Raw genomic sequence first — 25,559 nt, forward strand, 5'->3', positions numbered from 1 at the left:
CGCCGATACGGCAGGCGGTCTCCTGTCGTAGGAGAGCCTTTGATGGCGGCGAGCGTACGCATGCGCAATACACTGACGCTGTTTTCCTCGAACGACGATGTACTGTGCCACCGTGTGCGCCTGGTGCTGGCGGCCAAGGGCGTGAGTTTCGACTTCGTACCGGTGGATCCACAGAACCCGCCGGAAGATCTGATCGATCTCAATCCGTACCACTCGGTGCCGACCCTGGTCGAGCGCGAGCTGGTGCTGTATGCCGCGTCGGTGGTCAGCGAGTATCTGGACGAGCGCTATCCGCATCCGCCGCTGATGCCGGTCGACCCGCTGTCGCGCGCGCGCATCCGCCTGGCCATGCTGCGTATCGAGCACGACTGGGTGCCGCAGGTGCAGGCGATCCAGCTGGGCAACAAGACCCAGGCCGAGGCAGGGCGAAAGCGGCTGAAGGAACTGTTGACGGCCTCGCTGCCGTTGTTCAAGGCCAGCAAGTTCTTCCTCAACCCGGAAATGAGCCTGGCCGACTGCGCGATGGCGCCGATCATCTGGCGCCTGCAGTCGCTGGATGTGCCGTTGCCGAAGGACGGCAAGGCGATCGAGGACTACGGCAACCGGATCTTCCGCCACCCCGGTTTCGTCCGCAGCCTGACCGATCAGGAAAAGAAACTGCGCGATCTGCCGGGCTGATCCGCCATCCGCTTTCCCGTCTGCACGCCGACCGGCGTGCAGGCGATCCGCCCCGGCCGGGGCGTCGGGCGCTACACTTCACGCATGACCGAAGACTTCTTCCACATGACCAGCCACCGACCGTACCTGTTGCGGGCCCTGGTGGAATGGATCAATGACAACCAGCTGACGCCGCACATCCTGGTCGACGCCGGCGTTCCCGGCGTGCAGGTTCCGCCTTCAGCCATCAAGGATGGCCGGGTGGTGCTCAACATCGCCGAACGCGCGGTGGTAAGGCTGGTGATCGACAACGAGTCGGTGAGCTTCTCGGCGCGCTTCTCCGGCACCAGCTATCCGGTGCAGGTGCCGATCAGCGCCGTACTGGCGGTATATGCCCGCGAAACCGGGCAGGGCATGGCCCTGCCGGATGACATTCCCGGTGGCGAGCCGGCGCCGGCCAGTGATGAGCTGCTGCACGACGATGAGCAGACGCCGCCGGACGACACGCCGCCCGCTGGTCCGCCGCCGAAAGGCCGTCCGACGCTGCGCGTGGTCAAGTAATGGTGGGGCCGACCGTTGGTCGGCACACCTTCAGCCCCTACACATCCTCGGCCTCTTCGTTGTCCGCACGGATCTGGCTGATCCGTGCCGCGCCCGGGCCGGTAAATGAAACCAGCTGGTCGCCGCGCAGCACCATGCGGCCGACATGGCGATCGATGCCGTCGTAGGAATACTCGAACTTGAAGGTGCGTTCGAAGCCGAGGCGTCCGTCTTCCCCGCGCGACAAGCGCAGGCCCGTGGCGTGCACCGCCTGGTCCAGCCACTGCACATCGGCGGCACGGCAGGCGTTGCGGCCCAGCTCGATCGCACGTTCGGCGGCCGAACGCGCTGCGTTCCAGAAGAAGTAGACGATACCGCCGGCAATGAGCAGGAACAGCAGGGTGGGCATGGCATCAGCCGTCAGGTGTCGATCCGCCAAAGATGGCGACGAATGGCGACCGGATCAAGCGGCATCTGCTCAGCGATTGTTGCCAGGCTCCGTTGTCGGCTGCAGCGGCACCGGTGTCGGCGCAGCGGGTATCGCCGGCGGAAGCGGTGCGACCCGCGGCGCAGTGGCATTCAACTGCAGCAGCGCGGCCCAATCCTGCCGGTTGAAGCTGCATTCGTCCTCACGGCCTGGTGTGCAGGTCGGGTCGATGCCGGTGGTGTCGCGCTCGCGCGGCGGCGGCAGCTTGATCGTGCCGGTGCGATCCAGTTGCAGCAGGCGCATCGCCACGGTGTTCATGACATTGCCGCCCACCAGGTAAAGCGTCTGGTCGCCACCGAGGTTGGCCGCCACCACCACTTCGCAATGCGACTTCCAATGGCCGACCGAGCCGTTGCCCAGGGCCTGCACCAATCCGCTGTAACTGAGCGTGCTGCTGCGGTCGCGCAGGAAACACAGCAGATCGCCCGGCGCAGGCTTGGCGGTGGCCGGGTCCACCAGGCGGTAGGGCACGCCGGAAGGGCCTGCCTGGTAGGCGGCGCGGATGTAGTCGATATGGCGTGGGGAAGTATTGAAGCCGGGTACGCCGGCACGCACCATCACCCAGGAAATGAAGGCCGCCGACCACGGATTGTCGATCAGGAAGGCGCGGCAATCGCTGTCGGTGTAACGCGTGCCCAGCGGCGCCAGGCAGCTGCTGGCGCCGGGCTGGCTGCCCAGCGCGTTGAGCGTGCCGCTTTCGCGCCAGTAGCTGGTGACCCGTTGCCAGGCGATCAGGCCGTTGTCGGCCAGATGATCGCCTTCGGCCTCGGTGACACTGAGGCTGGCGGCGCGGCCGTCACGGTCGATGAAGGGGCGATACCAGAGCCGATGCTCGTTGCAGGCGGTGTTGCGGATGGCGACCGCCAATGGGCTCAGGCCGAAACGCGGTGGGACATCGCAGGCTTCGACAGCGGCGGCCGAGAAAGGCGTCGCGGTCAGCAGCAGGCAGGCAGGCAAGAGCATCCGGCGCATGCGCGGCTCCTGTGGGGGATGGCCGCAGCGTCGCAGCGCCGTTGTGAACGCCGGGTGTGAGAACGGTAGTGCCGGCCGCTGGCCGGCAACATCACGATCCGCGAATCCACCCTCAACCCGGTGGCGGACCCAGTTTCAACGACAGGTCGATTGCCTGCACGTGCTTGGTCAGGCCGCCGATGGAAATGCAGTCCACGCCATCTTCGGCGATCGAGCGCAGGCCACCGAGGCCGACGCTGCCGGACACCTCCAGTGGAATGCGGCCTTCGGTGATGCGCACCGCTTCGCGCCGCAGTTCCGGGCTGAAGTCGTCCAGGAGGATGCGTTCACAGCCGGCTTCCAGCGCCTGCCGCAGCTGTTCCAGGTCCTCGACCTCGACCACCAGCGGCAGCTGTGGCCATTGCTGGCGGGCGGCCGACACAGCGGCAGCCAGTGAACCGGCCGCGCGGATGTGGTTCTCCTTCAGCATCACCGTGTCGTACAGGCCGAAGCGGTGGTTGTCGCCACCACCGCACCGCACCGCGTATTTCTGCGCCAGGCGCAGGCCGGGCAGGGTCTTGCGGGTATCAAGGATGCGCGTGCCTGTACCTTCCACCGCAGCCACGTAGCGGGCCGTGGTGGTGGCAGTGCCGGACAGGGTCTGCAGGAAATTCAGCGAGGTGCGTTCGGCGCTGACCAGACTGCGGCTGCGCCCATGCAGCAGGGCCAGCACGGTGCCGGCGCTGACGCTGTCGCCTTCGGCCACCCGCCACTCGATCTGCACGTCCGCATCGAGTGCGCGATGGGTGGCATCGAACCACGCACGGCCCGCGATCACCGCATCCTGCTTGCACAGCAGGTAGGCGCTGTCGGGCTGGTCGGGCAGCAGGGCGGCGGTGACGTCACCGCTGCCCAGGTCCTCGGCCAACGCGCGGGCGACATCGGCCGCGACGACGGCTGGATCCGGCGTCGGCAGCGCGCTCATGCGGCCGGGAAGTCGGCGATCTGTGCGGTCGGGATGGCTTCTTCGGCCAGCAGCACCGGGATGCCGTCGTCGACGCGGAACACCTGCTTGCGGTCGCGGGTGACCAGGGCTTCGCGCAGCGGCTGCGCCAGCGGGTTGCCATCGGCGCGGTTGACGGAACCGGCGGCGATCGCCCGGTTGAGGGCTTCCAGGCCCTTGCCATCCAGCAGGGACAGGGGCTGGCGGGTGTCGGGCGATACCAGCAGGTCGAGCAGCTTGCGATCCATGGTTCTTCGTCTTGCGTGGAAGATGGCTAGAATACGTCTTTAAGGCAGGTGACGGCCAATGACCCCCAACCCGATCGCGCCGCTTGTCGGCATCGTCATGGGTTCCCGCTCCGACTGGGAAACCATGCAGCACGCCGCCCAGAAGCTTGAAGCTCTGGGTGTTCCGTTCGAAGTGAAGGTGGTGTCCGCGCATCGGACGCCGGATGTGTTGTTCAGTTATGCCGAGCAGGCCGGTTCGCGCGGGCTGCGCGCGATCATCGCCGGCGCCGGCGGTGCCGCGCATCTGCCGGGCATGATCGCGGCCAAGACCGCGGTGCCGGTGCTGGGCGTGCCGGTGCAGTCCAAGGCCCTCAACGGCATGGATTCGCTGCTGTCGATCGTGCAGATGCCGGCCGGCATCCCGGTCGCCACCTTCGCCATCGGCAATGCCGGCGCGTCCAATGCCGCACTGTTTGCCGCCGCGATGCTGGCCAGCGACCAGCCGGCCATCGGCCAGGCGCTGGACAGCTTCCGCGCGCGCCAGACCGAAGACGTGATGGCCCACGACGATCCGCGCCAATGAGCCTGACCGTCGGCATCCTCGGCGGCGGCCAGCTCGCCCGCATGATGGTCCTGGCCGGTGCGCCGCTGGGACTGCGCTTCGAACTGTATGATCCGGCGGCCGACGCCTGCAGTGGCCCGCTGGCACCGCTCACCGTCGGTGCCTTCGATGATCGCCAGGCACTGGCGGACTTTGCCGCCAAAGTCGATGTGATCACCTTCGATTTCGAGAACGTGCCGGCGGACAGCGCGCAATGGCTGGCCGACCGTGTGCCGGTCTACCCGCCGCCGTCGGCGCTGGCGGTGGCCCAGGACCGGTTGAGCGAGAAGACCCTGTTCCAGCAGCTGGGCATTCCGCTGCCGGCCTTCGCCGATATCCGCAGCCGCGACGAGCTGGCTGCCAGGGCCGCCGAATTCGGCCTGCCGTGCATCCTCAAGACCCGCCGCCTGGGCTACGACGGCAAGGGCCAGTTCCGCCTGCGCAGCGAAGCGGACATCGATGCGGCATGGCAGGCCCTGGGGGCGCAGGTCGAGCGCACCGGGCTGATCCTCGAGGGCTTTGTCGCCTTCCAGCGCGAAGTCAGCGTGGTTGCCGTGCGCGGCCGCGATGGCAGCTTCCAGGCCTGGCCGGTCACCGGCAACTGGCATGTCGACGGCGTGCTGTCGGCCAGCGTCGCACCGGCGGTGCTGTCCGCTGCCGAGCACGAAGCAGCGATCGGCTATGCCCGCCGTGTTGCCGAACACCTGCAGTACGTGGGTGTGTTCGCGCTGGAACTGTTCTGCCGCGACGGTGAACTGCTGGCCAACGAGATGGCGCCGCGCGTACACAATTCCGGGCACTGGACCATCGAAGGCAGCGAAACCTCCCAGTTCGAGAACCACCTGCGTGCGGTGCTCGGCCTGCCGCTGGGCAGTACCCGCATGCTCGGCCATGCCTGCATGCTGAACTGGCTGGGGGCAATGCCCGACCCGACGCCGGTGCTGCAGCAGGCCAGTGGCCATTGGCACGATTACGGCAAGGAATCGCGTGACGGCCGCAAGGTGGGTCACGCCACCCTGCGTGATGATGATGCCGATGCACTGGCCGATGCGCTGGAGCAGGTAGGCCTGGAGCTCGACCGCCAGGCCCAGGTGGCCCCTGCGGTACGCGCGTTGCGTAACGGCTGACCAAGGTGATGCCGGCCGTCGGCCGGCAGGCGCCGTTGAACCCGGTAGTGCCGGCCGCTGGCCGCCAACGCCCACCAAGGTGGGCATCTACCAGAGCAACGCCCACCAAGGTGGGCATCTACCAGAGCAACGCCCACCAAGGTGGGCATCTACCAGAGCGGGGCCGACCAGGATGGGCATCCACCACGACGCGCCGTGTTGCCGGTAGCGCCGGGCCATGCCCGGCGGATACGGATGCCCGTCGGTCTCAGCGCAGCTGGCTCTCGGCGAATTCCCAGTTCACCAGTTGCCAGAATGCTTCCAGATAGCGTGCACGATCATTCTGGTAGTCGGTGTAGTACGCGTGCTCCCAGACATCGCAGCAGAGCAGCGGCGTGCTGTCGCCGGTCAGCGGCGTACCCGCATTGCGGGTGGCCTGCAGGCCGAGCTGCCCGCCGGGGTGCTGCACCAGCCACACCCAGCCGGAGCCGAACAGGCCAAGCGCGGTTCGATTGAACTCTTCGCGCAGACGCTGGCCGTCGCCGAACTGGCGCTTGACCAGTTCGCCCAGGCGGCCCTGCGGCTCGCCACCGCCGCGCGGGCGCAGGCACTGCCAGTAGAAGCCGTGGTTCCACGCCTGGGCGGCGGCATCGAACAGCGCGCCCTGGGCGTGGCGGACGATGTCCTCCAGCGTGGCTTCTTCCCATTCGGTGCCGACAATGGCGGCATTGACCGCCTCGATGTAGGCGCGATGGTGGCGACCGTGATGCAGTTCCACGGTCTGTGCCGACAGGTGCGGCTGCAGGGACGAGGGCAGGTAGGGCAGGGCGGGCAGTTCGACGGGCATGGACAGGTTCGTGGCCAGGGGGCGGCGGCAGCCGGTACCATCGGCTTACAATGGCGGCTACCGTGGGCAGTCTAGCCGACCATCGCGGTTGGTTCGTCCGGCGAAGCAAGGAGTGAGGTGTGGCGGTAATGCAGCAAATCCAGGCCGAGGTGGATCGTTACCCGCTCGTGCTGTTCATGAAGGGCACCCCGCAGTACCCCATGTGCGGCTATTCCAGCCGCGCCGTGCAGGCGCTGATGGCCGCAGGCGCCGTCGCACTGCGCACGGTCAATGTGCTGGAAGAGCCGGAGATCCGCGCCAATCTGCCGCGCTTCTCCAATCTGCCCACCTTCCCGCAGCTGTTCATCAACGGCGAGTTGATCGGCGGCTGTGACATCGTCATGGAACTGTTCGAAGCCGGCGAGCTCAAGCGCATCGTCGAAGAGGCTGCGCAGGGATGAGCGCCTGGCCATCGACGTCACCGGCAGACGGGGCGCTCGATGGCCGCCCGTTGCAGGACCGTGTGGTGCTCATTGCCGGTGCGGGCGGCGGGCTCGGCAGCGCTGCCGCTGTTGCAGCCGCTGAGGCGGGGGCGACCGTGGTCCTGCTGGGGCGCAAGCCACGAAGGCTGGACCGGGTCTACGCCCAGGTGCAGGCGGTTGGGCCGGAGCCCCTGTTGTACCCGTTGGACCTGGAAGGTGCCGGTCCCGACGACTATGCCGAACTGGCCCAGGCGGTGGCGCAGGAGCTGGGGCGCCTTGATGGCCTGCTGGTCTGCGCGGCCCACTTTCCCGGCCTGACCCCGTTCGAGCTGGCCGACCCGGCCAGCTTTGCCCGCGCCGTGCACGTCACCCTGACCGCTCCGGCCTGGCTGGCCCAGGCCTGCCTGCCGTTGCTGCGCCAGCGTGAAGACGCGGCGCTGGTATTCACCGTGGATGCCCCTGAGCGGGTGGGGCAGGCGTACTGGGGCGGCTACGGTGTCGCCCAGCACGGCCTGCGCGGGCTGATCGGCAGCCTGCATGACGAGCTGGCCCGCAGCCCGGTGCGGGTGAGTGGCCTGTATCCCGGCCCCTTGCGTACCGCCCTGCGTGCGCGGGCCTATTCGATCGACCAGGACCCGGCCGCATGCGGCCCCGAGGCTGCCGCGGCAGCGGCCGTGACCCTGTTGTCCGCTGCCGGACTGGCGTGGCGCGGGCAGGTGCTCGATGCGGGCAATCCGCCATTGACGAGTGAAGACGTTCGTAAAGCGGAATGAAGATTCCGTCACGATAGCGTTGCGATCCGGTGCCGTTTGTCGCACAACCGTCACATTGAAAGCGTAGCGTGTTAATCTAGTGTTAACCGTTGCGGCAGCTGCCGTTCACGGTAGGGAACCCCAGATAAATGTCCGAACAGCCGCCCGCAAGGCTGCTTGGATGCGCTTTTTTTCCGCCATCGCCAACTCGCATCGAGGCTACCGAACAATGACTCACCCATTCCGGATGTCCAAGCTCACCCTTGGTCTCGTGGCTGCGCTCGCCGCCGCTCCCGCCTTCGCCCAGAGCACCTCTGCCGGTGTCGGCGGCCAGGTCGTGTCCAATGCGGGCGCGCCTGTTGCTGGTGCTGAAGTCACCATCACCCACACCGAATCGGGCACCGTTTCGCGTGCGACCACCGATGCGTCGGGTCGTTACAACGCGCGCGGCCTGCGCGTGGGTGGTCCGTACACCATCACCATCACCAAGCCGGGTGAAGGCACCAAGACCGAAGAGGGCGTGTACCTCAACCTGAACCAGGTCAACACGGTCAACGCCAACCTGGCCGGCGATGTCGCCGCCACCAATCTGGATGCCGTCCAGGTCGTGGCTGCCGCAGTGGGCAGCGACCTGTTCAGCGCCTACAAGATGGGCACCGGCACCAACGTCAACCGCGAAACGCTGGAGTCGCTGCCGTCGGTGAACCGCAACATCCAGGATTACATCCGCCTCGATCCGCGCATCTCGCAGGTCAGCAAGGCCGACGGTGCGATCTCGGTCGGTGGCCAGAACACCCGTTACAACGCGATCCGCATCGATGGCATCGGTGCCGGCGATCCGTTCGGCCTGGAATCCAACAACCTGCCGACCGAGCGTCAGCCGGTGTCGATGGATGCGATCCAGGAAATCAACATCGACATCGCCAACTACGACACCACCATTGCCGGCGGTACGGGCGCGGTGATCAATGCGGTGACCAAGTCGGGTACCAACAACTTCGGCGGCACCGTGTATTACGCGTACCGCGACAAGGACATGGTCCGCAAGAACCTGGACGATGTCCGCTTCAACGGTTTTGATGACGAAAAGACCTATGGCATGACCTTCGGCGGCCCGATCGTCAAGGACAAGCTGTTCTTCTTCGCCAACTACGAAAAGATGGAGCGTTCGGCCCCGGGCGTCAGCCTGACCGATTCGCCGTACGGCAAGGGCACCATCACCGATGCCGACATCACCCGCGCGCAGCAGATCGCGACCGGTTACGGCTTCGACGCAGGTTCGCTCAACGCCCCGGCCAACAAGACCGAGGTCGAAGAGTACGCGCTGAAGATCGACTGGAACATCAACGAGAACCACCGTGCCGCGGTGCGTTACAACAAGCTCGAGCAGAATGTTGTCCGCTTCCCGCAGATCAGCAACAGCGCGGTTTCGCTGAGCACCTTCTGGTACCAGCAGCCGAAGACCTATGAATCCTGGATGGGCGAGCTGTTCAGCGACTGGTCCGAGAATTTCTCGACCGAGTTCAAGATCTCGCACAAGGAATACACCTCGGTCCGTACCACGCCGTCGAGCCTGCCGCAGATCCAGATCCGTGGTTTTGGCGCCAGCGGCAATGACTCGCTGTACTTCGGTACCGAGCAGAACTCGCACGTCAACGCGGTCGAGAGCAAGGAGCTGAGCGCCTTCGGTGCCGCCACCTGGTACGTCGGCGACCACACCGTCAAGTTCGGCTTCGACTACTCCGACAACGACCTGCTGAACTACTACGGTCGTAACGTCAACGGCGCGTATGTGTTCAACAACCTCAGCGATTTCGCTGCAGGTCGCGTCAACCAGTACGTTGTGCGTGCGCCGCGCGCCGGCGGCAGCTACGACGACATCCCGGCCAAGTACACGCTGAAGAACACCGGTCTGTTCATCCAGGACAGCTGGGCCATCAACAGCAACCTGACCGTGCAGGCCGGCGTCCGCGTCGACATGCCGGACTTCGGCACGCAGAAGCTGTACAACCCGCGCATCATGGAACTGTACGGCTACGACAACACCCAGCTGCCTGACAGCAAGCTGGTGCAGCCGCGCTTCGGCTTCAACTACACCTTCGACAGCGATCGTCCGACCCAGCTGCGCGGCGGCGTGGGCCTGTTCGGTGGCGCGGCCCCGAACGTGTGGCTGGCAGGTGCCTACCAGAACACCGGCCTGAACTACACCGAGTACACCGTTCGTAACCAGACCGGCATTTTCACCCCGAACACCAATCCGCCGTACATCCCGGCTGCGGGTGCCGGTGCTCGTCAGAACGTGGACATCGCTGCGCCTGACCTGAAGCTGCCGTCGGTGTGGAAGTCCAACATCGCCTTCGATCATGAGCTGCCGTGGTATGGCATCGTTGCGTCGGCTGAGTTCCTGTACACCAAGGTCAAGAGCGCGATCTACTTCGAGCGCCTGGACCTGTACAACGCTTCGGGCGTTGCAGCGACCCGCATCGGCCAGGATGGTCGCGAGCTCTACTGGAATCCGGCGGGCTACACGCCGTGCGCCGGCGCCAACTGCTCCATCCGTGAAGGCAGCAACGGTGCGGGCGGCAAGTTCAATCGTCCCTCTGACATGGGCGACGTGCTGCTCATGAAGAACACCGACAAGGGCAGCAGCCGCCAGTTCACCGCCGGTCTGAACAAGCCGCTGACCGAGAACTGGGGCTGGTCGCTGGCCTACACCTACACCGCCGCGAAGGAAGTCAGCCCGCTGACCAGCTCGCAGAACACCTCCAACTGGGGCAGCACCCTGATCGGTACCGCCAACGAGAACGTGGCCTATGATTCGCGCTACGCGATCAAGGACCGCGTGACCGGTTCGATCAACTGGAAGAAGGCGTTCTTCGGCAACTACAACACCACCGTGGGCCTGTTCTACGAAGGTCGTTCGGGTCGTCCGTTCAGCTACATCTACTACAACGACATGAACGGCGATGCCGCCGCCACCACTGGCGCCGGTTACTTCAACGACCTGTTCTACGTGCCGAATGGCCCGGGCGACGTCAAGTTCACCGGCGGTGCGGCGATGGAGAAGGCCTTCTTCGACTGGCTTGCCGCCAACCCGCAGCTGGAGAAGTACCGCGGCGAGATTGCTCCGGCAAACGCCTTCCGTACCAAGTGGGTGAACAGCTTCGACCTGCACATCGCCCAGGAATTCCCGGGCTTCGTGAAGGAGCACAAGGGTGAGCTGGCGCTGGACATCATGAATGTCGGCAACCTGCTCAACAAGAAGTGGGGCCGTATTGAAGATTACGGTTTCAACTCCACCTCCCGCGTGGCCAGCTACGCAGGTATCGATCCGGCAACCGGCAAGTACATCTACAACTTCACCGGCGCCACCGATACCCCGACCATCCAGGAAAACAACAACGACAAGGGCAACACCGGTGTGTCGCGCTGGTCGATGCAGCTGACCCTGAAGTACAAGTTCTGATCCGTCAGAGCCTGATGCAGTAAAGGGAGACGGCCGGGGAAACCCGGCCGTTTTCCGTTCAGGCGAAAGTCCTTGCGGGAGGTTGTGCATCGGCGTAGCATCCAGACACGTGCGCGGCGCAGATGCCGCCGAAGCGGTCCCGGAGCGGCGAACGCGGGACGCACCTATCCAACGGTCGGGCTTCCCGGCCGTTTTGCTTTTTAAGGGGGCGGCAGTACAGTCGGACACCTTAAAGGAAGCAGAAAAGTGGATATGACAACGAATGAAAAGGCAGCGCGGACGCTGCCGGTGCAGGACGCGCGGATCTACCCGCGTGGTGGCCTGGATGTGCTGTCGCGGGCCGAGGTTGCGCGCCTGCGCGACGCCTCCAGTGGTGGCATGCACGAGCTGCTGCGCCGCTGCGCGCTGGCCGTGCTGACCAGTGGCAGTGCCTCCGATGATCCGCGCGCCGCGCGCGATCTTTACCCCGATTTTGACATCCAGGTTGCACAGCAGGATCGCGGCGTGCGCATCGACCTGGCCAATGCGCCGGCGATGGCGTTCGTCGATGGCGAGATCATCCGCGGCGTGGCCGAGCTGCTGTTCGCGGTGGTCCGTGACCTGGCGTACATGGCCATCGAGATGGGCCCGGCCTACGCGGCCGAGCTGGAGTCGTCCGAGGGCATCACCAATGCGGTGTTCGGGCTGCTGCGCAATGCGCGCATCCTCAACCCGGGTGACCCGAACCTGGTGGTCTGCTGGGGTGGTCACTCGATCTCACGCGACGAATACCTGTATACCAAGCAGGTCGGTTACGAGCTGGGCCTGCGTGGCCTGGACATCTGCACCGGCTGTGGCCCGGGCGCGATGAAGGGCCCGATGAAGGGCGCCACCATCGCCCACGCCAAGCAGCGCCGGACCGTGACGCGCTACATAGGCCTGACCGAGCCGGGCATCATCGCCGCCGAGTCGCCGAACCCGATCGTCAACCACCTGGTGATCATGCCGGACATCGAGAAGCGCCTTGAGGCCTTCGTCCGCATCGGCCACGGCATCATCGTGTTCGCCGGTGGCGTGGGTACCGCCGAAGAGATCCTGTACCTGCTCGGCATCCTGCTGCGCGAGGAGAACAAGGACCTGCCGTTCCCGCTGATCCTGACCGGCCCGACCGTCGCTGCGCCGTACTTCGAGCAGATCGACCGTTTCATCCGCCTGACCCTGGGCGACGCCGCGGCCGAGCGCTACGAAATCGTCATCGGCGACCCGGTGGCGGTAGCCAAGAAGATGTCAGCCGGGATCAAGCGCGTGCGTGAGCATCGCCTGGCGCAGAAGGATTCGTTCTTCTTCAACTGGTCCATCGAGATTCCGTGGGAATACCAGCAGCCGTTCGTGCCGACCCACGAGGCGATGGCGGCGCTGGACCTGCACCACGGGCGTGCGCCGCACGCGCTGGCAGCCGATCTGCGCCGGGCCTTCTCGGGCATCGTCGCCGGCAACGTGAAGGAAGACGGCATGCGCCGCATCGAGGAGTTCGGGCCGTTCCAGATCCATGGCGACCCCGACATGATGCAGGCCTTGGACGCGCTGCTGCGTGCCTTCGTCGAGCAGCGCCGGATGAAGATCTCTGGCGAATACCAGCCCTGCTACCAGGTACTGGCATAAGCGAGGCGAGGGTAGCTGGACGGCGCGGCGGGGACCGCGCCGGACCGGTGGGGGAGGGCGGGATGTCAAGGGTTTGACGCCCGTCGCCCGGATCTGACCGTTCATCCTGCCGCCGCTTGCCGGCGGCAGGCCGGTGCGCCATCGTGGCCACCAACACGCTGGGGAGCGTCCAATGTCTTTGCGCCGGCAAAACGGCTTCACGCTGATTGAGTTGATGGTCACCCTGACCGTCTTCGTGATCCTGGCGTCGATCGCCTATCCGAGCTTCCGCAGCATGATTCGTTCGAACCGGCTGGCAACTGCCAACAACGAAGTGATCGCGTTGACCAACCTCGCGCGCAGCGAGGCCATCCGCAACAACCGTGGTGGTGGCCTCTGTGGCAGTACCGATGGCCAGGCGTGTGACGGTGAATGGTCCAAGGGGCTGCTGGCCTGGTCCGATCTCGACGCTGATGGCGTGCTGGGCAGCAATGACAGCGTGCTGCGCTTCTCCCTGGGCAACCCGCAATTGAGCGTGGTTGGTCCCCCGGGAGCGACCATCGCCTTTGATGGCCGTGGCCGTCGCAAGGCCGCGGACGATCAGACGGTGGTGCTGTCCCCGGCGTCCTGCAAGGCCGGCGAACAGCGCAGCACATTGACGATCAACAAGTCCGGCCAGGTCCGGGTGACCAAGGGAACCTGCTCATGAATCGCCGCAACCTTGCCTCTCCGCGTTCGTCCCAGGGTGGCTTCAGCCTGATCGAAGTGATGGTGGCGTTGTTGATCCTTGCGTTCGGGCTGCTCGGCTTTGCCTTGCTGCAGACCACGAGCGTGCGCTTCGTACAGAGTGCCAATTACCGGACCCAGGCGACCAACCTGGCCAACGACCTGATCGAACTGATGCGCGCCCAGCGCACCGATACGCTTGCCGGCGGGGCCTACTCTTCGGCCTCGTTCGCTGCCGGAGCGGTGACGGCCAATGGTGCTTGTGCCTGGCCGACCGGCGCGGCGGTGACGCCGAAGACCAACGTGGCACGCTGGCAATGTGAGGTTGTGAAGACACTGGGTGAAAAGGCCAGCGCAGAGGTCCAGTTTACCCAGAGCACCGGCCGGGTCAGCGTGGCCATTACCTGGGGTGATCAGCGTTGGGATCCGAAGGAGCCCGACAGCCTCACCACCTTCGGCCTGACCACTTTCCTGTGAGCGCGTCCATGAGTCCGTCTTCACGAGCCCGCGGCCTGTCGCTGATCGAACTGATGATCGCCATGGTCATCGGTCTGGTCCTTCTGCTGGGCATCACGCAGATCTTCATCGCGTCCCGCGCGGCTTCACGCCTGTCCGAGGGGGCTGCCCGGACCCAGGAGAATGCACGTTTCGCATTGGACTTCCTGCAGCGTGACCTGCGCATGGCGGGTCACTTTGGCTGCGTGAACGACCAGGCGCATGTGATCAAGAACACCGGCGATGTCCGCTACAACCTTGGTATCGCCGCTGGCAGTGGAGATCCGCTGGATTTCTCGGTGCCGGTGCAGGGGTATGAGGCCGCAGGCACCGCCCCGACCAATACACTGACCCTGGGGCGCACGTGGAGCGCGGCGATATCCGTGCCCAAGAGCATCATCAACCTGAAGCCGGCGCCGCTGCCCGGCAGTGATGTGCTTGTGCTCCGCCTGTTGAGCCCGGAAGGGGCGGTTGTGACAGGCGTCGGTGTGGATGGCACTACAACCACGGTGACGGTGTCCAGTAACGGCATGGCGCGCCTGAAGGCGGGTGCTGCCGGCACTCCGACGGTGTTCGCGCTGGCCGATTGCACCCGCGCCGATGTGTTCCCGGCCACCATCAGTGGATCCACCGTCAAGATCGAGAAGCTGGATCTGACCGGCTATTCGGTCAACAACGCGATGACGATGCTGTATCGCGCCGATGGCCTGGTGTATTACATCGCGAGCAACGGCAACAATGAGCCTGCCCTGTACCGCGCCCGCGCCAACGGAGCCGGTGGCTACGGTGACGGTGAGGAGCTGGTGGAGGGCATCGAGAGCATGCAGCTCCTGTACGGCCTTGACGCAACGCCGGATATTTCGCTTTCCACTCCGCCCAGTGGCCGCATCGTCGACCAGCGTGTTGCCAGTGCCGTCAGCACCGCGACGGATGCGACCGCTGTTGGCGCATGGCGCCGCGTCGGCATGGTGCAGGTGGGGCTGCTTGCGCGCAGCCCGCAGCGGGCGTCGGCGCAGGCTCCGGGTTCGGCAGCCACCTACCTGGGGGTGCTTGGTGTGACCATCGCGCCGGGCGATCCCTATGACCAGCGCCACCGTGGCGCCTATGAAGTTTCCGTTGCGTTGCGCAACCGCCTGTTCGGGAATTGACGACCATGCGCTCCATCAAGATGTCTTCGCGCCGCACCTTCTCTGCCCCTGTCCGGCAGCGTGGTGCCGTGCTCTACGTCGCGCTGATGCTGCTGATCATGCTGGCGCTGCTGGGCGTGATAGGCATGCAGGTAGCCGGCATGCAGGAGCGCATGGCATCGGGCTACCGTGCCGGCAACGTAGCCTTCCAGAGTGCCGAGGGCGCCGCCCGCAGTGCCGAGAATGCCGTGGAGAAGATTGCCAATCGCCAGTCGCCGGGTGACAGCCCGACGGTTACCTCGGCCGACATCGATCAACGCTGCGACGATGGCTTCGATCCATCGGACTGGGTCGCCAAGACCAAGCTGGGCAGCAAGCCGGCAGTGAAGGTCCGGCAGATCCAGGGCTGCATCCAGGGAGAAGGGGCGCTGGACATGGGCAAGCCGTTGGAGGCCGCAACACCGGTCTACCAGATCACGACGTACGCCGGCGACACGGCCACCGACGCGACATCGCGCTCGGCGGTCGACACCGTATTCAAGCTGTGAGGGTGGGGAACCCATGAACACGCGAAATCGCAGGATCCTGGCGGGCGTAGGCCTTGCCGTTGTCGCCGCTGGCGGCTACCTGGTGCATACCCTGATGGCCGCGCAAGCGCAGGGTGTGTTGGCGCAGGAGCCCTTGAACGTGCAGGTGCAGACACCGCCTGCGTTCATCATGGCCGTGGATGACTCGAATTCGATGACCTTCGAGCGCATGTTCCCGGGCGGTGACGGGCGGTTGATCTTCAGCACGTCGACTGGCAGCTTCTTCAACAACAATGGCAGCTTCTACAGCGTTGGGCAGGACTGCAACTCCGGTTCAGTCGATTGCTATCTTTACCTTTACGCGCACAACAACTACAACGAGCGCTATTCGTATGGTCGTGCGATCCCGCCGCTGGATATCTTCGGCTTCGCCCGCTCGCACGTCTACAACGCCAGCTACTACAACCCGTCAGTCAGCTACAAGCCGTGGCTGAGGGCCGATGGAACCCGCTGGAACCCTGCCAGTACCACGGCGGCGCGTGTCGACCCGCGCTCCGGATTTGCGGGGTACGACATCACGTACAACATGACCAGTGTCCGTTCAAGCAGCGGTGAGGGATTCCAGTTCGTCGACGGGATGAAGATTCCCGATCTCACGGGAACCGACAATGCGTATTACCGCAACAACGCCTGGCGCACCGCTTCGCGTGACATCGGCTCTGCGGTGCAATATGGCGTGCAGTACTTCCCGGCGACCTTCTACCTGCCGGAGAATTCCCCGGCGCCGTACGGATACAAGTCGGACGATGCGAATCGACCGGTGATCCAGGGGGCCTGTGGGCCCAAGTGCAATCTGCGCCGCTATCAGATCAAGAAGGACAACTACAGCATCGATGGTGCCTACGATACTGCGGTGCAGAACTTCGCCAATTGGTTCCAGTATCACCGCAGCCGCACGCTGGCCATTGTCGGTGCGTCCACCGAGGCGTTGTACGGCGTCGACAACATGCGAGTGGGTTACTTCACGATCAATGACCTGAAGAACGTGAAGATGCATGATCTGGTGACCAATCGCGCCGATCTCTATCAGCAGATCTACGGATTGAAGCCGATCAGCGGCACGCCCAACCGTCGTGCTGTGGAGTATCTGGCCGAACAGTTCCGCCGTACCGATGACGGCGCGCCCGTCATCCGCGCCTGCCAGCGCAATGGCGGCATGTTGTTCACGGATGGCTACACGAATTCCAAGAACTATCCGAATGGCTCGTTCGCCAACGCGGACGCGGTCAATACCGTGAATCTGCCGACACTGCCCTTCGCCGACAATTACAGCAATACGATGGCCGACATCACTGCGGCCTATTACTCGGGCAGCAAGACGCCGCTTCGTTCCGATACCGGCTTCCCCAAGGGGCAGGTGCCGGTGGACGAGCGCTGCGGCACGTTGTCCCAAGGCAGCGCGGAGTGGAAGCGACTGGACTGCCAGGCCGATCTGCACATGAATTTCTACGGTGTCACGCTTGGTGCTCAGGGGCGGATTTACGGCGTGAATGCTGCCGCCACGGCGGATCCGTACAAGAATCCGCCGAACTGGAACGGCAGCCCTGATCCGTCGACGGTGGACGATGGAACGGTCATCGATGAGATCTGGCACGCCGCGCTCAACAGCCGTGGTGAATTCATCAATGCGCAGACGCCTGCCGATGTAACCGAGGCGATGCGACGTGTGTTGGCCTCGATTTCCGGCGGCAAGTCGTCGTCGGGAACCATTGGCATGACCGGCGCCCGCATTGGCGCAGGTTCGCTGTCGGTGACGCCAAGCTATGACATCCGCAATGGTGCGACCGATTGGTCGAGCAAGCTGAAGGCGTCGACCGTGAAGATCAACAGTGACCAGGTCGCTGTGTTCAGCGAGGCCTGGGAGGCGTCAACGAAACTCGCTTCAACGGGTCGCCGCATCGTGGCCAACAAAGCGGGTACGCTGGTTGACTTCGGTTCGGCCGACATCAGCCTGGCCGATCTGTGCAGCAAGCCGGATGGCAAGTACGCAGAGATGCTGGTGTGCTCGACTGACAAGCTGAAGTCCATTGATGCTGATATCGACACGGCCATCCGCTATCTGAAAGCGGATACGACGATGGAAAAGCGCAGCGGCGGCAAGTACCGCGACCGCACCACGCCGCTGGGCGATATCGTCAATTCGGCGCCGGTGGTCAGTTCGCCTACCGATGACTACGGCTATCGCCAGCTCGGCGAAGATTATGCCGTCAGCTATGCCAGGTACCTGGACACCAAGGCGAAGAGTGGTCGTTACACGGTGTACGTCGGTGCCAATGACGGCATGCTGCATGCCTTCGATGGTGGCATGGGGGCATCGGGTGAGATGGACAGTACGGGAGGGACCGAGCGCTTTGCGTACATTCCCTCAACATCGCTGGGCCATATGGCCAACCTGCTGTTCCCGTACAAACCGGATACCGCTGATCAGACCTTCCGCCATCGCTATTTCGTCGACGGTGCAATCACCATCTCGGACATGCTCGTCGGCAGCACATGGCAGACGGGACTGGTCGGTACGGCTGGCGCTGGTGGTCGTTCGGTATTTGCGCTGGACGTGAGTGACCCGGCAGCGTTTACCACGCGTCAAGCGCTCTGGGAGATCAGCGATCTGAACATGTCGTTGGCCGAGGGGGTGCGCAACAACATCGGCTTCGTGCTGGGCAAGCCGGTGATCGTGCCGGTGAAGGAAGGCAAGACGGTTGCATGGAAGGCGATCTTCGGCAACGGCTATAACAGTGCCAGCCGTAAGGCCGTTCTGTTCGTCGTGGATATGGCGTCTGGCGCCACGCGGATGATCGAGGCGGTAGAGAGCAATGCCTCGGGAGCCAATATCTCCGGAGACAATGGGTTGGGCAACGTGGTGGTGGTGGATCGCTGGCGTGGCGACAGCCAGGACCTGCGCGGTCGCGATGGTCTTGCCGATACCGTCTACGCTGCCGATCAGCGTGGCGCCATCTGGAAATTCGACCTCACTGATAGTTCCAACACGGCGCTGACCGTTCCCGTATTCACCACCCAGGTCAGCCAGGACACCAGCGCGCGGAACTTCCGCCAGCCGATCACGGGCGGCATGACCGCTGCGACCGGTCCATCGGGTGGCGTGATGCTGTATTTCGGTACGGGCAGCTTCTCGTTCTACAGTGACAAGGACGACACCTCGCGACAGGCGTTGTATGCGGTCAATGACATTGGCGGGAAGAGGGTCACATCGACCTTGACCTCGGCCAATCTGGCGCCCTATACCGCGGATGCTCCGGCGACGGGCGCCGAGGCGCGCAGGATTGTGGCTGGGACTGCGCCGGCCAATGCGCGAGGGTGGATGATCAACCTGCCTGCGAGCAACGGTGAACGGTTCGTTGGTAATCCACTGCTGGTCAGCGGCATCATGTTCATGCCGACCTATGTCCCCAATCTGGAAACCGTTGGCTGTTCGACGAGTGGTTCGAACTGGCTGTTTGGTCTTTCCTCGCTGACCGGTGCGCCTGCCCTGGAGAATGTCCGGACCGGTTCACCCACGGGTGTCAAGCCGGCGTCGGGTACAGCGGGCCTGTCGTTGAAGACCGAGGGAACCGCGCCGGTCAAGGACGTATCCCTGTCGGTCATACCGCGTCTGGGTAGTGGCAAGGAAGGTCCGCCCGGGGGCAGCTCTTGCTGGATGGTGGTAGGCGCCGCCGGCAGCCAGTCGCTGTATCTGCCTTATCCCTGCGGTCGCCAGTCCTGGCGGCAGCTCCAGTGACCCCTGTGCGAGGATCCACATCCATGCAGTCTTTCCGTGCGCCTCATCGCTCAGCGGGCTTTACGTTGATCGAATTGATGATCGTGGTGATCGTCATCGGCATCCTGGCGGCCATCGCCATTCCTTCGTACCAGCAGTACGTACTTCGATCACACCGTGCAGTAGCCAAAGCGGACCTGGCCGAGTACGCGCAACGTGCGGAGCGCTATCACTCCAGCAACAATTCCTACTCGGGCTACGCCCTGCCCAGCAAGGTCTCGCCACGCGAGGGCGGGGCCACGCGATACAACCTGAGTTACAAGGGCGATGGTTCCACGTTCACGATCACGGCCTCTCCCTCGGGTACGCAGGTCAAGGACAGCTGCGGCAAGCTGACCCTCGACCAGGCCAACCGGAAGACCTCGGAAGGAGCGGTTTCCGATTGTTGGTAGTGGGTGTTGATCTTCCAGGATTCGACCAGTACAATGCGCCTCCCCGCCCGAATAGCTCAGCCGGTTAGAGCACTTGACTGTTAATCAGGGGGTCGTTGGTTCGAGTCCAACTTCGGGCGCCAGATACTGCAGAAGCCGCGAGAAATCGCGGCTTTTTGCTTTTCTTTGCTCTGTTCAGCACGGCAGATCGCGGTTGCTGCGTTCACTGCGGGTACGCCCACCATTGTTGACCACCAGCTTGCCGTGCAGGTGTCTGCCAGCGCAGATGCGCAGGGTCAGATTGGCGCCGGGGCTTCGCCCATCCGCCTGGAAAAACAGGAGCGGCCGTCCGCTGCTGGCGTGTGCCAGGATCGAGACATCGTCGCGGCCACGGTGATGGGCCAGGATGGCTTCCGGCGTTGCTGGTGGGCCCCGCCGCAGGCCACTGCGATAGATGATCCAGCCGGCACTCCAGTCGTCCGTGCACTGATGCCCGTCTTCGCTGGCGCACACGCCGATCAGTTCACGCCGGATCAGCGCTTGGCTGCGCGCGCTGGAGAGACTGGCATGCAGCGTCAGCTGCAGTGCGTCGGCGCGGTGGCGCAGCAGTGTTGACTGCAACGTCGGCCATCCTGCCGCCAGCAATACCGAAAGGACGGCAATAATCGTCACCAGTTCAATCAGTTGCATGCCAAGGGTGGGGCCGGGGACAGGGGGGCGTTTCAAGGGCGCGGTCATGGAGCGAGCGTCGCCCCTTTCAATGGGGGTCGCCATCGGGCATCCCCCTGCCGGTCTCCCCGGCTTCCCCTCAGCCGACCGTCACCGGACGCCCCCTATACTTACCTTCCCCGAGACCTGGCAACACCATGAGCGACAGTTTTCAACTTGTCTCGCCGTATTCGCCGGCGGGAGACCAGCCCGATGCCATCGCCAAGCTGACCAGCAATTTCGAGGCCGGCGTCGCCAAGCAGACCCTGCTGGGCGTCACCGGCTCGGGCAAGACCTACACCATCGCCAACGTCATCCAGCAGGTGCAGAAGCCGACGCTGATCATGGCGCCGAACAAGACCCTGGCAGCGCAGCTGTACGGTGAGTTCAAGGCGTTCTTCCCGCACAACGCGGTGGAGTACTTCGTCAGCTATTACGATTACTACCAGCCGGAAGCCTACGTGCCGTCGTCGGACACCTTCATCGAGAAGGACAGTTCGATCAACGAGCACATCGAACAGATGCGGCTGGCGGCGACCAAGACCCTGCTGTCACGGCCGGATGCGATCGTGGTGGCGACCGTGTCGGCCATCTACGGCCTGGGTGCGCCGGAAGACTACCTGTCGCTGCGCCTGATCCTGTCCAAGGGCGAGCGCATCGACCAGCGCGATCTGATCAATCACCTGACCCAGCTGCAGTACACGCGCAACGAATACGAGCTGCAGCGCGGTACCTTCCGCGTGCGTGGTGAAGTGATCGACGTGTTCCCGGCGGAGTCGGACAGTGAGGCCCTGCGCATCGAACTGTTCGATGGCGAGGTGGAAAAGATCACGATGTTCGATCCGCTCACCGGCGAGACCATGCGCAACCTCATGCGCTTCACCGTATACCCGAAGACCCACTACGCGACTACGCGTGAACGGGTGCTGGCGGCGGTGGAGACCATCAAGGTCGAGCTGAAGGAGCGGTTGGAGCAGCTGTACGCGCAGAACAAGCTGGTCGAGGCGCAGCGCCTGGCCCAGCGCACCCAGTTCGACCTCGAAATGATGGCCGAAGTCGGTTTCTGCAACGGCATCGAGAACTACTCGCGGCATTTGACCGGCAAGAACGCGGGCGAGCCGCCGCCGACCCTGTTCGATTACCTGCCGGCTGATGCGCTGCTGGTGATCGACGAATCGCACGTGACCATTCCGCAGATCGGTGCCATGTTCAAGGGTGACCGGTCGCGCAAGGAAACCCTGGTCGAGTTCGGCTTCCGCCTGCCGTCGGCGCTGGACAACCGTCCGCTGCGCTTCGAGGAGTGGGAGGCGCGCTGCCCGCGCAGCATCTATGTGTCGGCGACACCGGGTCCGTATGAATTCCGCGAGGCCGGAGAGGACATGGCCGAGCTGGTCGTGCGCCCGACCGGCCTGATCGACCCCGTGGTGGAGATCCGCCCGGTCGGCACCCAGGTCGATGACCTGATGAGCGAGGCCAACGAGCGGATCAAGGCCGGTGACCGCGTGCTGGTCACCACCCTGACCAAGCGCATGGCCGAAAACCTCACCGAGTACCTGACCGAGCACGGCATCCGCGTGCGCTACCTGCACTCGGACATCGATACCGTTGAACGCGTGGAGATCATCCGTGACCTGCGTCTGGGCAAGTTCGATGTGCTGGTCGGCATCAACCTGCTGCGCGAGGGGCTGGACATGCCCGAGGTCTCGCTGGTGGCGATCCTGGATGCGGACAAGGAGGGCTTCCTGCGCTCGACCGGCTCGTTGATCCAGACCATCGGCCGTGCGGCGCGCAACGTGCGCGGCAAGGCGATCCTGTATGCGGACAAGATCACCCGTTCGATGCAGGCAGCGATCGATGAGACCGACCGCCGCCGCACCAAGCAGGTCGAGTACAATCTGGAGCACGGCATCACTCCGCGCTCCGTGGCGCGGCCGATCGTCGACGTGCTGGAGGGGGCACGCTCGGACGCCGCCGAGAAGGAGTCCCGCAAGGGCAAGGGCAAAGGCCGTTCCGGGGTGGCAGAGGACACGATCGACTACCGTTCGCTCAGTCCGGCGCAGCTGGCCGCTCGCCTCAAGGCCCTGGAGCAGCGGATGTATCAGCATGCCAAGGACCTGGAATTCGAGGATGCCGCCCGGGTGCGCGACCAGATCAGGCAGCTGAAGGAAGCCAGCCTGGGCTGAACGCGGTAATGCGGCTTTTCTTCACAAAAGTATTGCGCTTGCCGGTCGTCGTCCGTAATATACGCGGCCTGCACCGACGCAATCGCGGCGCTGCAGAAGCAACAAACGGGCGGTTAGCTCAGCGGTAGAGCACTACCTTGACATGGTAGGGGTCACAGGTTCGAACCCTGTACCGCCCACCACGAAGTCCCCCAGGGGGCTGTCGTGAGCATGAAAAGCCCGGCCCTGGCGCCGGGTTTTTACGTAGAAGCACCAGCCTGCGGGCTGCACGGAATATTTGGGCGGTTAGCTCAGCGGTAGAGCACTACCTTGACATGGTAGGGGTCACAGGTTCGAACCCTGTACCGCCCACCACCGGTTCCCGGCATGGCCGGAGCAGCGGTGGAAACGATGAAAGCCGGCCCTGGGCCGGTTTTTTTGTGCCTGCGATCCGCGCTCGTTCCAGCCTGGCCGGCTGCTGCCAGCGTCAACCGCGTTGCTCGACACTGGCGCTGCGCTGCAGCTGCCAATGACCATTCACACGCTGCCACAGTTGCAGCATTCCCCGGGCGTGCGATTGCCCGCGCTGTTTACCGTCGGCATCACCGTGCACGCGAGCGTGGGCCACCTGCAGTACGCGATCCGCACTCAGGCGCAGGATCTGCACGCTCTGGCTGTCCGTCTGGCCGTAGCTGGCAGGCGCGCGGGCGGCACGTTGGGCGTCGGCCTGCAGGATCTGCATCCGCAGCGAATCGCTTCCGGTACCGCCGTCGCGGTTGCACAGACCGGCCATCAACAGCAGCAGGGCAAGCATCGGCATGGCACGGTGCTCCGGAGAAGGGAGCCCAGCGTTGCACTGTGGCCTGCGCTGTGAAATCGGCATGCGACGAAGACCGGAAAAGCGCGTGCCAAGCGCCGTCTGCAAGGATGAATCCGGGCCGCAGAAAAAAGGGCCGCCCAATCGGACGGCCCGGTGCAACGCCCAGTGCAGACGGGGCGCCTCATCCATGCAGGAACTGTGGCCGGGAAGCCGAAGTCAGGTCCTGCGCTGGATGGGGTGGATCAGGGAACCTGGCAGCAGACGCGTCCGCCGCTCCAGCGGCCGTTGCCGCCGTAAGGACAGCCCGGCGTGTACTCACAGCCCGGTGCGAACCCGGCCTTGGCCGGGGTGGTCGCGAAGGCCTGCGCGGCACCGAATGACATGGCGGCCACCACGACGAGGCCGGCAATGGACGAGAACAGCTTCTTCTTTCCGATCATCTGTATCTCCTTTGCAGAGCTTCGAGGCGGGTTACATGGGGTCGCAGCAGACCAGCAGGCCGTGGGAGCCTGCGTTGCCATAGGGGCAGCTCGGATGTTCCTTGCAGCCCGGCGCGAAGCCGGTCTTCACCGGAGTGGCGAAGGCCTGCGCGGCGCCGATTGACATGGCGGCCACGACGACGATGCCGGCAATGGACGAGAACAGCTTCTTCTTTCCGATCATGTGTATCTCCTTGGAATGGCGATGGAACATGAAGTCACCGCGTGCGGGGCGGTGTCGAAGCGGGATCAGTTGGCGACGCAGCAGATGCGCGTGCCGCCGGCGCGGCCATTGCCGCCGAACATGCATCCGGGGGTATCCACGCAACCCGGTGCAAAGCCGGTCTTCACCGGTGTGGCGAAGGCCTGTGCGGCCCCGAATGACATTGCAGCAACGATGACGATACCGGCGACGGACGAGAACAGCGTTTTCTTCCCGATCATGTGTATCTCCTTCAGTTGGTGTGGCTTCCCGGATTCATTGCGTTGGCGACGGCCTGCACCGTCCCGGTGTCGAGCTGGCCGACATGCTTGTAGGCGATGCTGCCATCTGCGGCCAGCACCATCAGCATCGGTGTCAGCGTGGCGCGGTAGCGCTTGGAGACTTCGCCCTGATCGTCGACGGCGATCGGAAACGCCAGCGCGTGCTTGCCTGCGTAGTCGGCAAGCTGGTCGTACGGTGGCAGGCCCACGCCCACCAGCTCGGCACTGCCTCGCGCAGCCGCGATCTGCTGCAGTTGTGGCACCGAGGCCAGGCAGTAACGGCAGGCGGTAGAGAAGAAGTAGAGGATCTGCGGCACGCCGCGCGCGCCACCGATATCGACATGGGTCTGCTGCGTCGTCCGCAGGGTCAACAGTTCAGGCCGGGTGCCGGTGGCAAGACCATGCGCGTCCAGCTGCGTCTGCTGCAGCTGCGCCGCCATCTGTTCGTTGACCTGCCGCAACTGGCGGTTCTGCCAGGAGAGCATGATGACCAGTGCGGCCAGCAGCAGGGCGACTACGGGAAACAGTGCACGCTTGAGCATCGATCATCCTTGAACGCCGCGTTGCATCGACCATACCGGAAACAGCAACAGGAATGTCAAGCTTTTGTATCATCGGTGACGCAGTTCCCAAACCTCAGGACGCCACCATGAGTGACCATGCTCCCGTTTCCCGGCCTAACCCGATCATCGAACTGCTGTTCGGCGGCAACATGCTGGAAGGCACCTTCAAGGCCGTGATCTGGGTCGCACTGCTGTCTGCGGTGCTGGCCTGGACGACCTTCCGCTGACGGGACGCTCAGGCCGCAGTGAAGGCCTGGCGCAGGCTGCGCAGCGTCGCCTGGCGATATTCGGCCGCACACGGCTCGCCCATTTCCAGCTCCTGCAGGCGCAGGCCGACCAGGGTCATCGACAGTGCGTATCCGCGCGCAGCATCGGCAGCGCGTGACAGGCCAAGTGCACGTCGGGTCAACGCGTCCACATGATCCATGTCCGGCAGCAGGCCCAGGTAGGCGCGCTCGGCGCTATCCAGATCCGGCGCGCGCAGGATCGCGTTGGCATCGGCGGTGGGGGTGACAGCGGCCATGCGGGATCCTTGTTGTCCGTGG

28 protein-coding genes and 3 tRNA genes are annotated in these 25,559 nt (G+C 64.5%); 19 read left to right on the plus strand and 12 right to left on the minus strand.

Features of this window, described 5'->3' with window-relative positions:
* The first annotated feature begins 42 nt into the window (after positions 1-42).
* Together LC407_RS03515 and LC407_RS03520 are read left to right on the plus strand one after the other, a co-directional pair.
* The gene (locus tag LC407_RS03515; RefSeq protein ID WP_025875280.1) at positions 43-678 is read left to right on the plus strand and encodes a glutathione S-transferase N-terminal domain-containing protein; all 636 of its coding nucleotides are present in this window, start codon (positions 43-45) and stop codon (positions 676-678) included.
* A gap of 84 nt (positions 679-762) precedes the next feature.
* A complete protein-coding gene (locus tag LC407_RS03520) occupies positions 763-1,218 on the plus strand; it encodes a ClpXP protease specificity-enhancing factor (RefSeq protein ID WP_025875278.1) in 456 nt (151 codons plus the stop codon).
* A gap of 37 nt (positions 1,219-1,255) precedes the next feature.
* Here LC407_RS03520 and LC407_RS03525 read toward each other — a convergent pair whose 3' ends face one another.
* From LC407_RS03525 to LC407_RS03540, 4 genes are all read right to left on the minus strand, one after another.
* Positions 1,256-1,606 (minus strand): DUF3301 domain-containing protein, encoded by a 351-nt coding sequence (locus LC407_RS03525; protein WP_025875275.1) that lies wholly within the window; start codon positions 1,604-1,606, stop codon positions 1,256-1,258.
* Between the two features lie 69 nt (positions 1,607-1,675).
* The gene (locus LC407_RS03530; protein ID WP_223482208.1) at positions 1,676-2,656 is read right to left on the minus strand and encodes a DUF2272 domain-containing protein; all 981 of its coding nucleotides are present in this window, start codon (positions 2,654-2,656) and stop codon (positions 1,676-1,678) included.
* Positions 2,657-2,768: 112 nt separating this feature from the next.
* On the minus strand, positions 2,769-3,620 hold the full coding sequence (gene nadC / locus LC407_RS03535; protein WP_032975701.1) for a carboxylating nicotinate-nucleotide diphosphorylase: 852 nt from the start codon (positions 3,618-3,620) through the stop codon (positions 2,769-2,771).
* A complete protein-coding gene (locus LC407_RS03540) occupies positions 3,617-3,886 on the minus strand; it encodes a Trm112 family protein (protein WP_025875269.1) in 270 nt (89 codons plus the stop codon). The genes nadC and LC407_RS03540 overlap by 4 nt, the downstream gene beginning before the upstream one ends.
* Positions 3,887-3,944: 58 nt before the next feature.
* On the opposite strand from LC407_RS03540, the gene purE reads away from it, so the two are divergent.
* Positions 3,945-4,448, plus strand: a complete 504-nt coding sequence (gene purE / locus LC407_RS03545) for a 5-(carboxyamino)imidazole ribonucleotide mutase (RefSeq protein ID WP_025875268.1) — start codon at positions 3,945-3,947, stop codon at positions 4,446-4,448.
* Positions 4,445-5,593: a 5-(carboxyamino)imidazole ribonucleotide synthase gene (locus tag LC407_RS03550; protein ID WP_059063695.1), complete on the plus strand. Its 1,149-nt coding sequence runs from the start codon at positions 4,445-4,447 to the stop codon at positions 5,591-5,593. Before purE ends, LC407_RS03550 begins: the two co-directional genes overlap by 4 nt.
* A 247-nt stretch (positions 5,594-5,840) precedes the next feature.
* On the opposite strand, the gene LC407_RS03555 is transcribed toward LC407_RS03550, so the two are convergent.
* The gene (locus LC407_RS03555; RefSeq protein WP_032975704.1) at positions 5,841-6,419 is read right to left on the minus strand and encodes a superoxide dismutase; all 579 of its coding nucleotides are present in this window, start codon (positions 6,417-6,419) and stop codon (positions 5,841-5,843) included.
* Between the two features lie 119 nt (positions 6,420-6,538).
* Between LC407_RS03555 and grxD the strand changes: the two genes are divergently transcribed.
* From grxD to LC407_RS03610, 11 genes are all read left to right on the plus strand, one after another.
* Entirely contained in the window at positions 6,539-6,859 is a 321-nt protein-coding gene (gene grxD / locus LC407_RS03560; protein WP_025875264.1) for a Grx4 family monothiol glutaredoxin, read from the plus strand.
* Positions 6,856-7,653, plus strand: coding sequence for an SDR family NAD(P)-dependent oxidoreductase (locus tag LC407_RS03565; RefSeq protein WP_223482209.1), 798 nt, complete (start codon positions 6,856-6,858; stop codon positions 7,651-7,653). Before grxD ends, LC407_RS03565 begins: the two co-directional genes overlap by 4 nt.
* A gap of 208 nt (positions 7,654-7,861) precedes the next feature.
* Positions 7,862-11,098 (plus strand): TonB-dependent receptor, encoded by a 3,237-nt coding sequence (locus LC407_RS03570; RefSeq protein ID WP_033830765.1) that lies wholly within the window; start codon positions 7,862-7,864, stop codon positions 11,096-11,098.
* Positions 11,099-11,350: 252 nt separating this feature from the next.
* Positions 11,351-12,739, plus strand: a complete 1,389-nt coding sequence (ppnN, locus tag LC407_RS03575; protein ID WP_025875258.1) for a nucleotide 5'-monophosphate nucleosidase PpnN — start codon at positions 11,351-11,353, stop codon at positions 12,737-12,739.
* Positions 12,740-12,911: 172 nt separating this feature from the next.
* Positions 12,912-13,427, plus strand: coding sequence for a GspH/FimT family pseudopilin (locus tag LC407_RS03580; protein ID WP_025875256.1), 516 nt, complete (start codon positions 12,912-12,914; stop codon positions 13,425-13,427).
* Entirely contained in the window at positions 13,424-13,921 is a 498-nt protein-coding gene (pilV, locus tag LC407_RS03585; protein ID WP_025875254.1) for a type IV pilus modification protein PilV, read from the plus strand. The genes LC407_RS03580 and pilV overlap by 4 nt, the downstream gene beginning before the upstream one ends.
* An 8-nt stretch (positions 13,922-13,929) precedes the next feature.
* On the plus strand, positions 13,930-15,087 hold the full coding sequence (locus LC407_RS03590; protein WP_154879811.1) for a PilW family protein: 1,158 nt from the start codon (positions 13,930-13,932) through the stop codon (positions 15,085-15,087).
* A gap of 5 nt (positions 15,088-15,092) precedes the next feature.
* Positions 15,093-15,614: a PilX N-terminal domain-containing pilus assembly protein gene (locus LC407_RS03595; RefSeq protein ID WP_032951805.1), complete on the plus strand. Its 522-nt coding sequence runs from the start codon at positions 15,093-15,095 to the stop codon at positions 15,612-15,614.
* A gap of 13 nt (positions 15,615-15,627) precedes the next feature.
* Complete coding sequence (locus LC407_RS03600; RefSeq protein WP_223482210.1) at positions 15,628-19,389, plus strand: PilC/PilY family type IV pilus protein; 3,762 nt, start codon at positions 15,628-15,630, stop codon at positions 19,387-19,389.
* A gap of 23 nt (positions 19,390-19,412) precedes the next feature.
* Positions 19,413-19,820: a type IV pilin protein gene (locus LC407_RS03605; RefSeq protein WP_134832264.1), complete on the plus strand. Its 408-nt coding sequence runs from the start codon at positions 19,413-19,415 to the stop codon at positions 19,818-19,820.
* Between the two features lie 45 nt (positions 19,821-19,865).
* Positions 19,866-19,942, plus strand: a tRNA-Asn gene (locus LC407_RS03610).
* 52 nt (positions 19,943-19,994) lie between these two features.
* On the opposite strand, the gene LC407_RS03615 is transcribed toward LC407_RS03610, so the two are convergent.
* Positions 19,995-20,489: a GspH/FimT family protein gene (locus LC407_RS03615; RefSeq protein ID WP_059063703.1), complete on the minus strand. Its 495-nt coding sequence runs from the start codon at positions 20,487-20,489 to the stop codon at positions 19,995-19,997.
* Between the two features lie 176 nt (positions 20,490-20,665).
* On the opposite strand from LC407_RS03615, the gene uvrB reads away from it, so the two are divergent.
* From uvrB to LC407_RS03630, 3 genes are all read left to right on the plus strand, one after another.
* Positions 20,666-22,690, plus strand: a complete 2,025-nt coding sequence (uvrB, locus tag LC407_RS03620; RefSeq protein ID WP_025875241.1) for an excinuclease ABC subunit UvrB — start codon at positions 20,666-20,668, stop codon at positions 22,688-22,690.
* A gap of 107 nt (positions 22,691-22,797) precedes the next feature.
* Positions 22,798-22,872 (plus strand) — tRNA-Val (locus LC407_RS03625).
* A gap of 97 nt (positions 22,873-22,969) precedes the next feature.
* Positions 22,970-23,044 (plus strand) — tRNA-Val (locus LC407_RS03630).
* A gap of 112 nt (positions 23,045-23,156) precedes the next feature.
* Here the strand turns inward: LC407_RS03630 and LC407_RS03635 are convergent.
* The 5 genes from LC407_RS03635 to LC407_RS03655 all read right to left on the minus strand — a co-directional run bounded on the left by LC407_RS03635 (position 23,157) and on the right by LC407_RS03655 (position 24,993).
* Entirely contained in the window at positions 23,157-23,489 is a 333-nt protein-coding gene (locus tag LC407_RS03635) for a hypothetical protein (RefSeq protein WP_033830769.1), read from the minus strand.
* Between the two features lie 242 nt (positions 23,490-23,731).
* Entirely contained in the window at positions 23,732-23,929 is a 198-nt protein-coding gene (locus tag LC407_RS03640; protein ID WP_025875237.1) for a hypothetical protein, read from the minus strand.
* A gap of 31 nt (positions 23,930-23,960) precedes the next feature.
* Positions 23,961-24,152, minus strand: a complete 192-nt coding sequence (locus LC407_RS03645) for a hypothetical protein (protein ID WP_223482211.1) — start codon at positions 24,150-24,152, stop codon at positions 23,961-23,963.
* A gap of 65 nt (positions 24,153-24,217) precedes the next feature.
* Entirely contained in the window at positions 24,218-24,412 is a 195-nt protein-coding gene (locus LC407_RS03650; protein ID WP_025875233.1) for a hypothetical protein, read from the minus strand.
* Positions 24,413-24,423: 11 nt separating this feature from the next.
* A complete protein-coding gene (locus LC407_RS03655) occupies positions 24,424-24,993 on the minus strand; it encodes a TlpA disulfide reductase family protein (RefSeq protein WP_025875231.1) in 570 nt (189 codons plus the stop codon).
* Between the two features lie 107 nt (positions 24,994-25,100).
* Here LC407_RS03655 and LC407_RS03660 point away from each other — a divergent pair, with 107 nt between their 5' ends.
* Positions 25,101-25,241, plus strand: a complete 141-nt coding sequence (locus LC407_RS03660; RefSeq protein WP_162887621.1) for a hypothetical protein — start codon at positions 25,101-25,103, stop codon at positions 25,239-25,241.
* Between the two features lie 8 nt (positions 25,242-25,249).
* On the opposite strand, the gene LC407_RS03665 is transcribed toward LC407_RS03660, so the two are convergent.
* Positions 25,250-25,537 (minus strand): hypothetical protein, encoded by a 288-nt coding sequence (locus tag LC407_RS03665; protein WP_025875229.1) that lies wholly within the window; start codon positions 25,535-25,537, stop codon positions 25,250-25,252.
* Positions 25,538-25,559 lie beyond the last annotated feature (22 nt).

Source organism: Stenotrophomonas sp. OVS01A, from assembly GCF_019969775.1.
In the GTDB taxonomy this organism is placed as follows: domain Bacteria; phylum Pseudomonadota; class Gammaproteobacteria; order Xanthomonadales; family Xanthomonadaceae; genus Stenotrophomonas; species Stenotrophomonas indicatrix.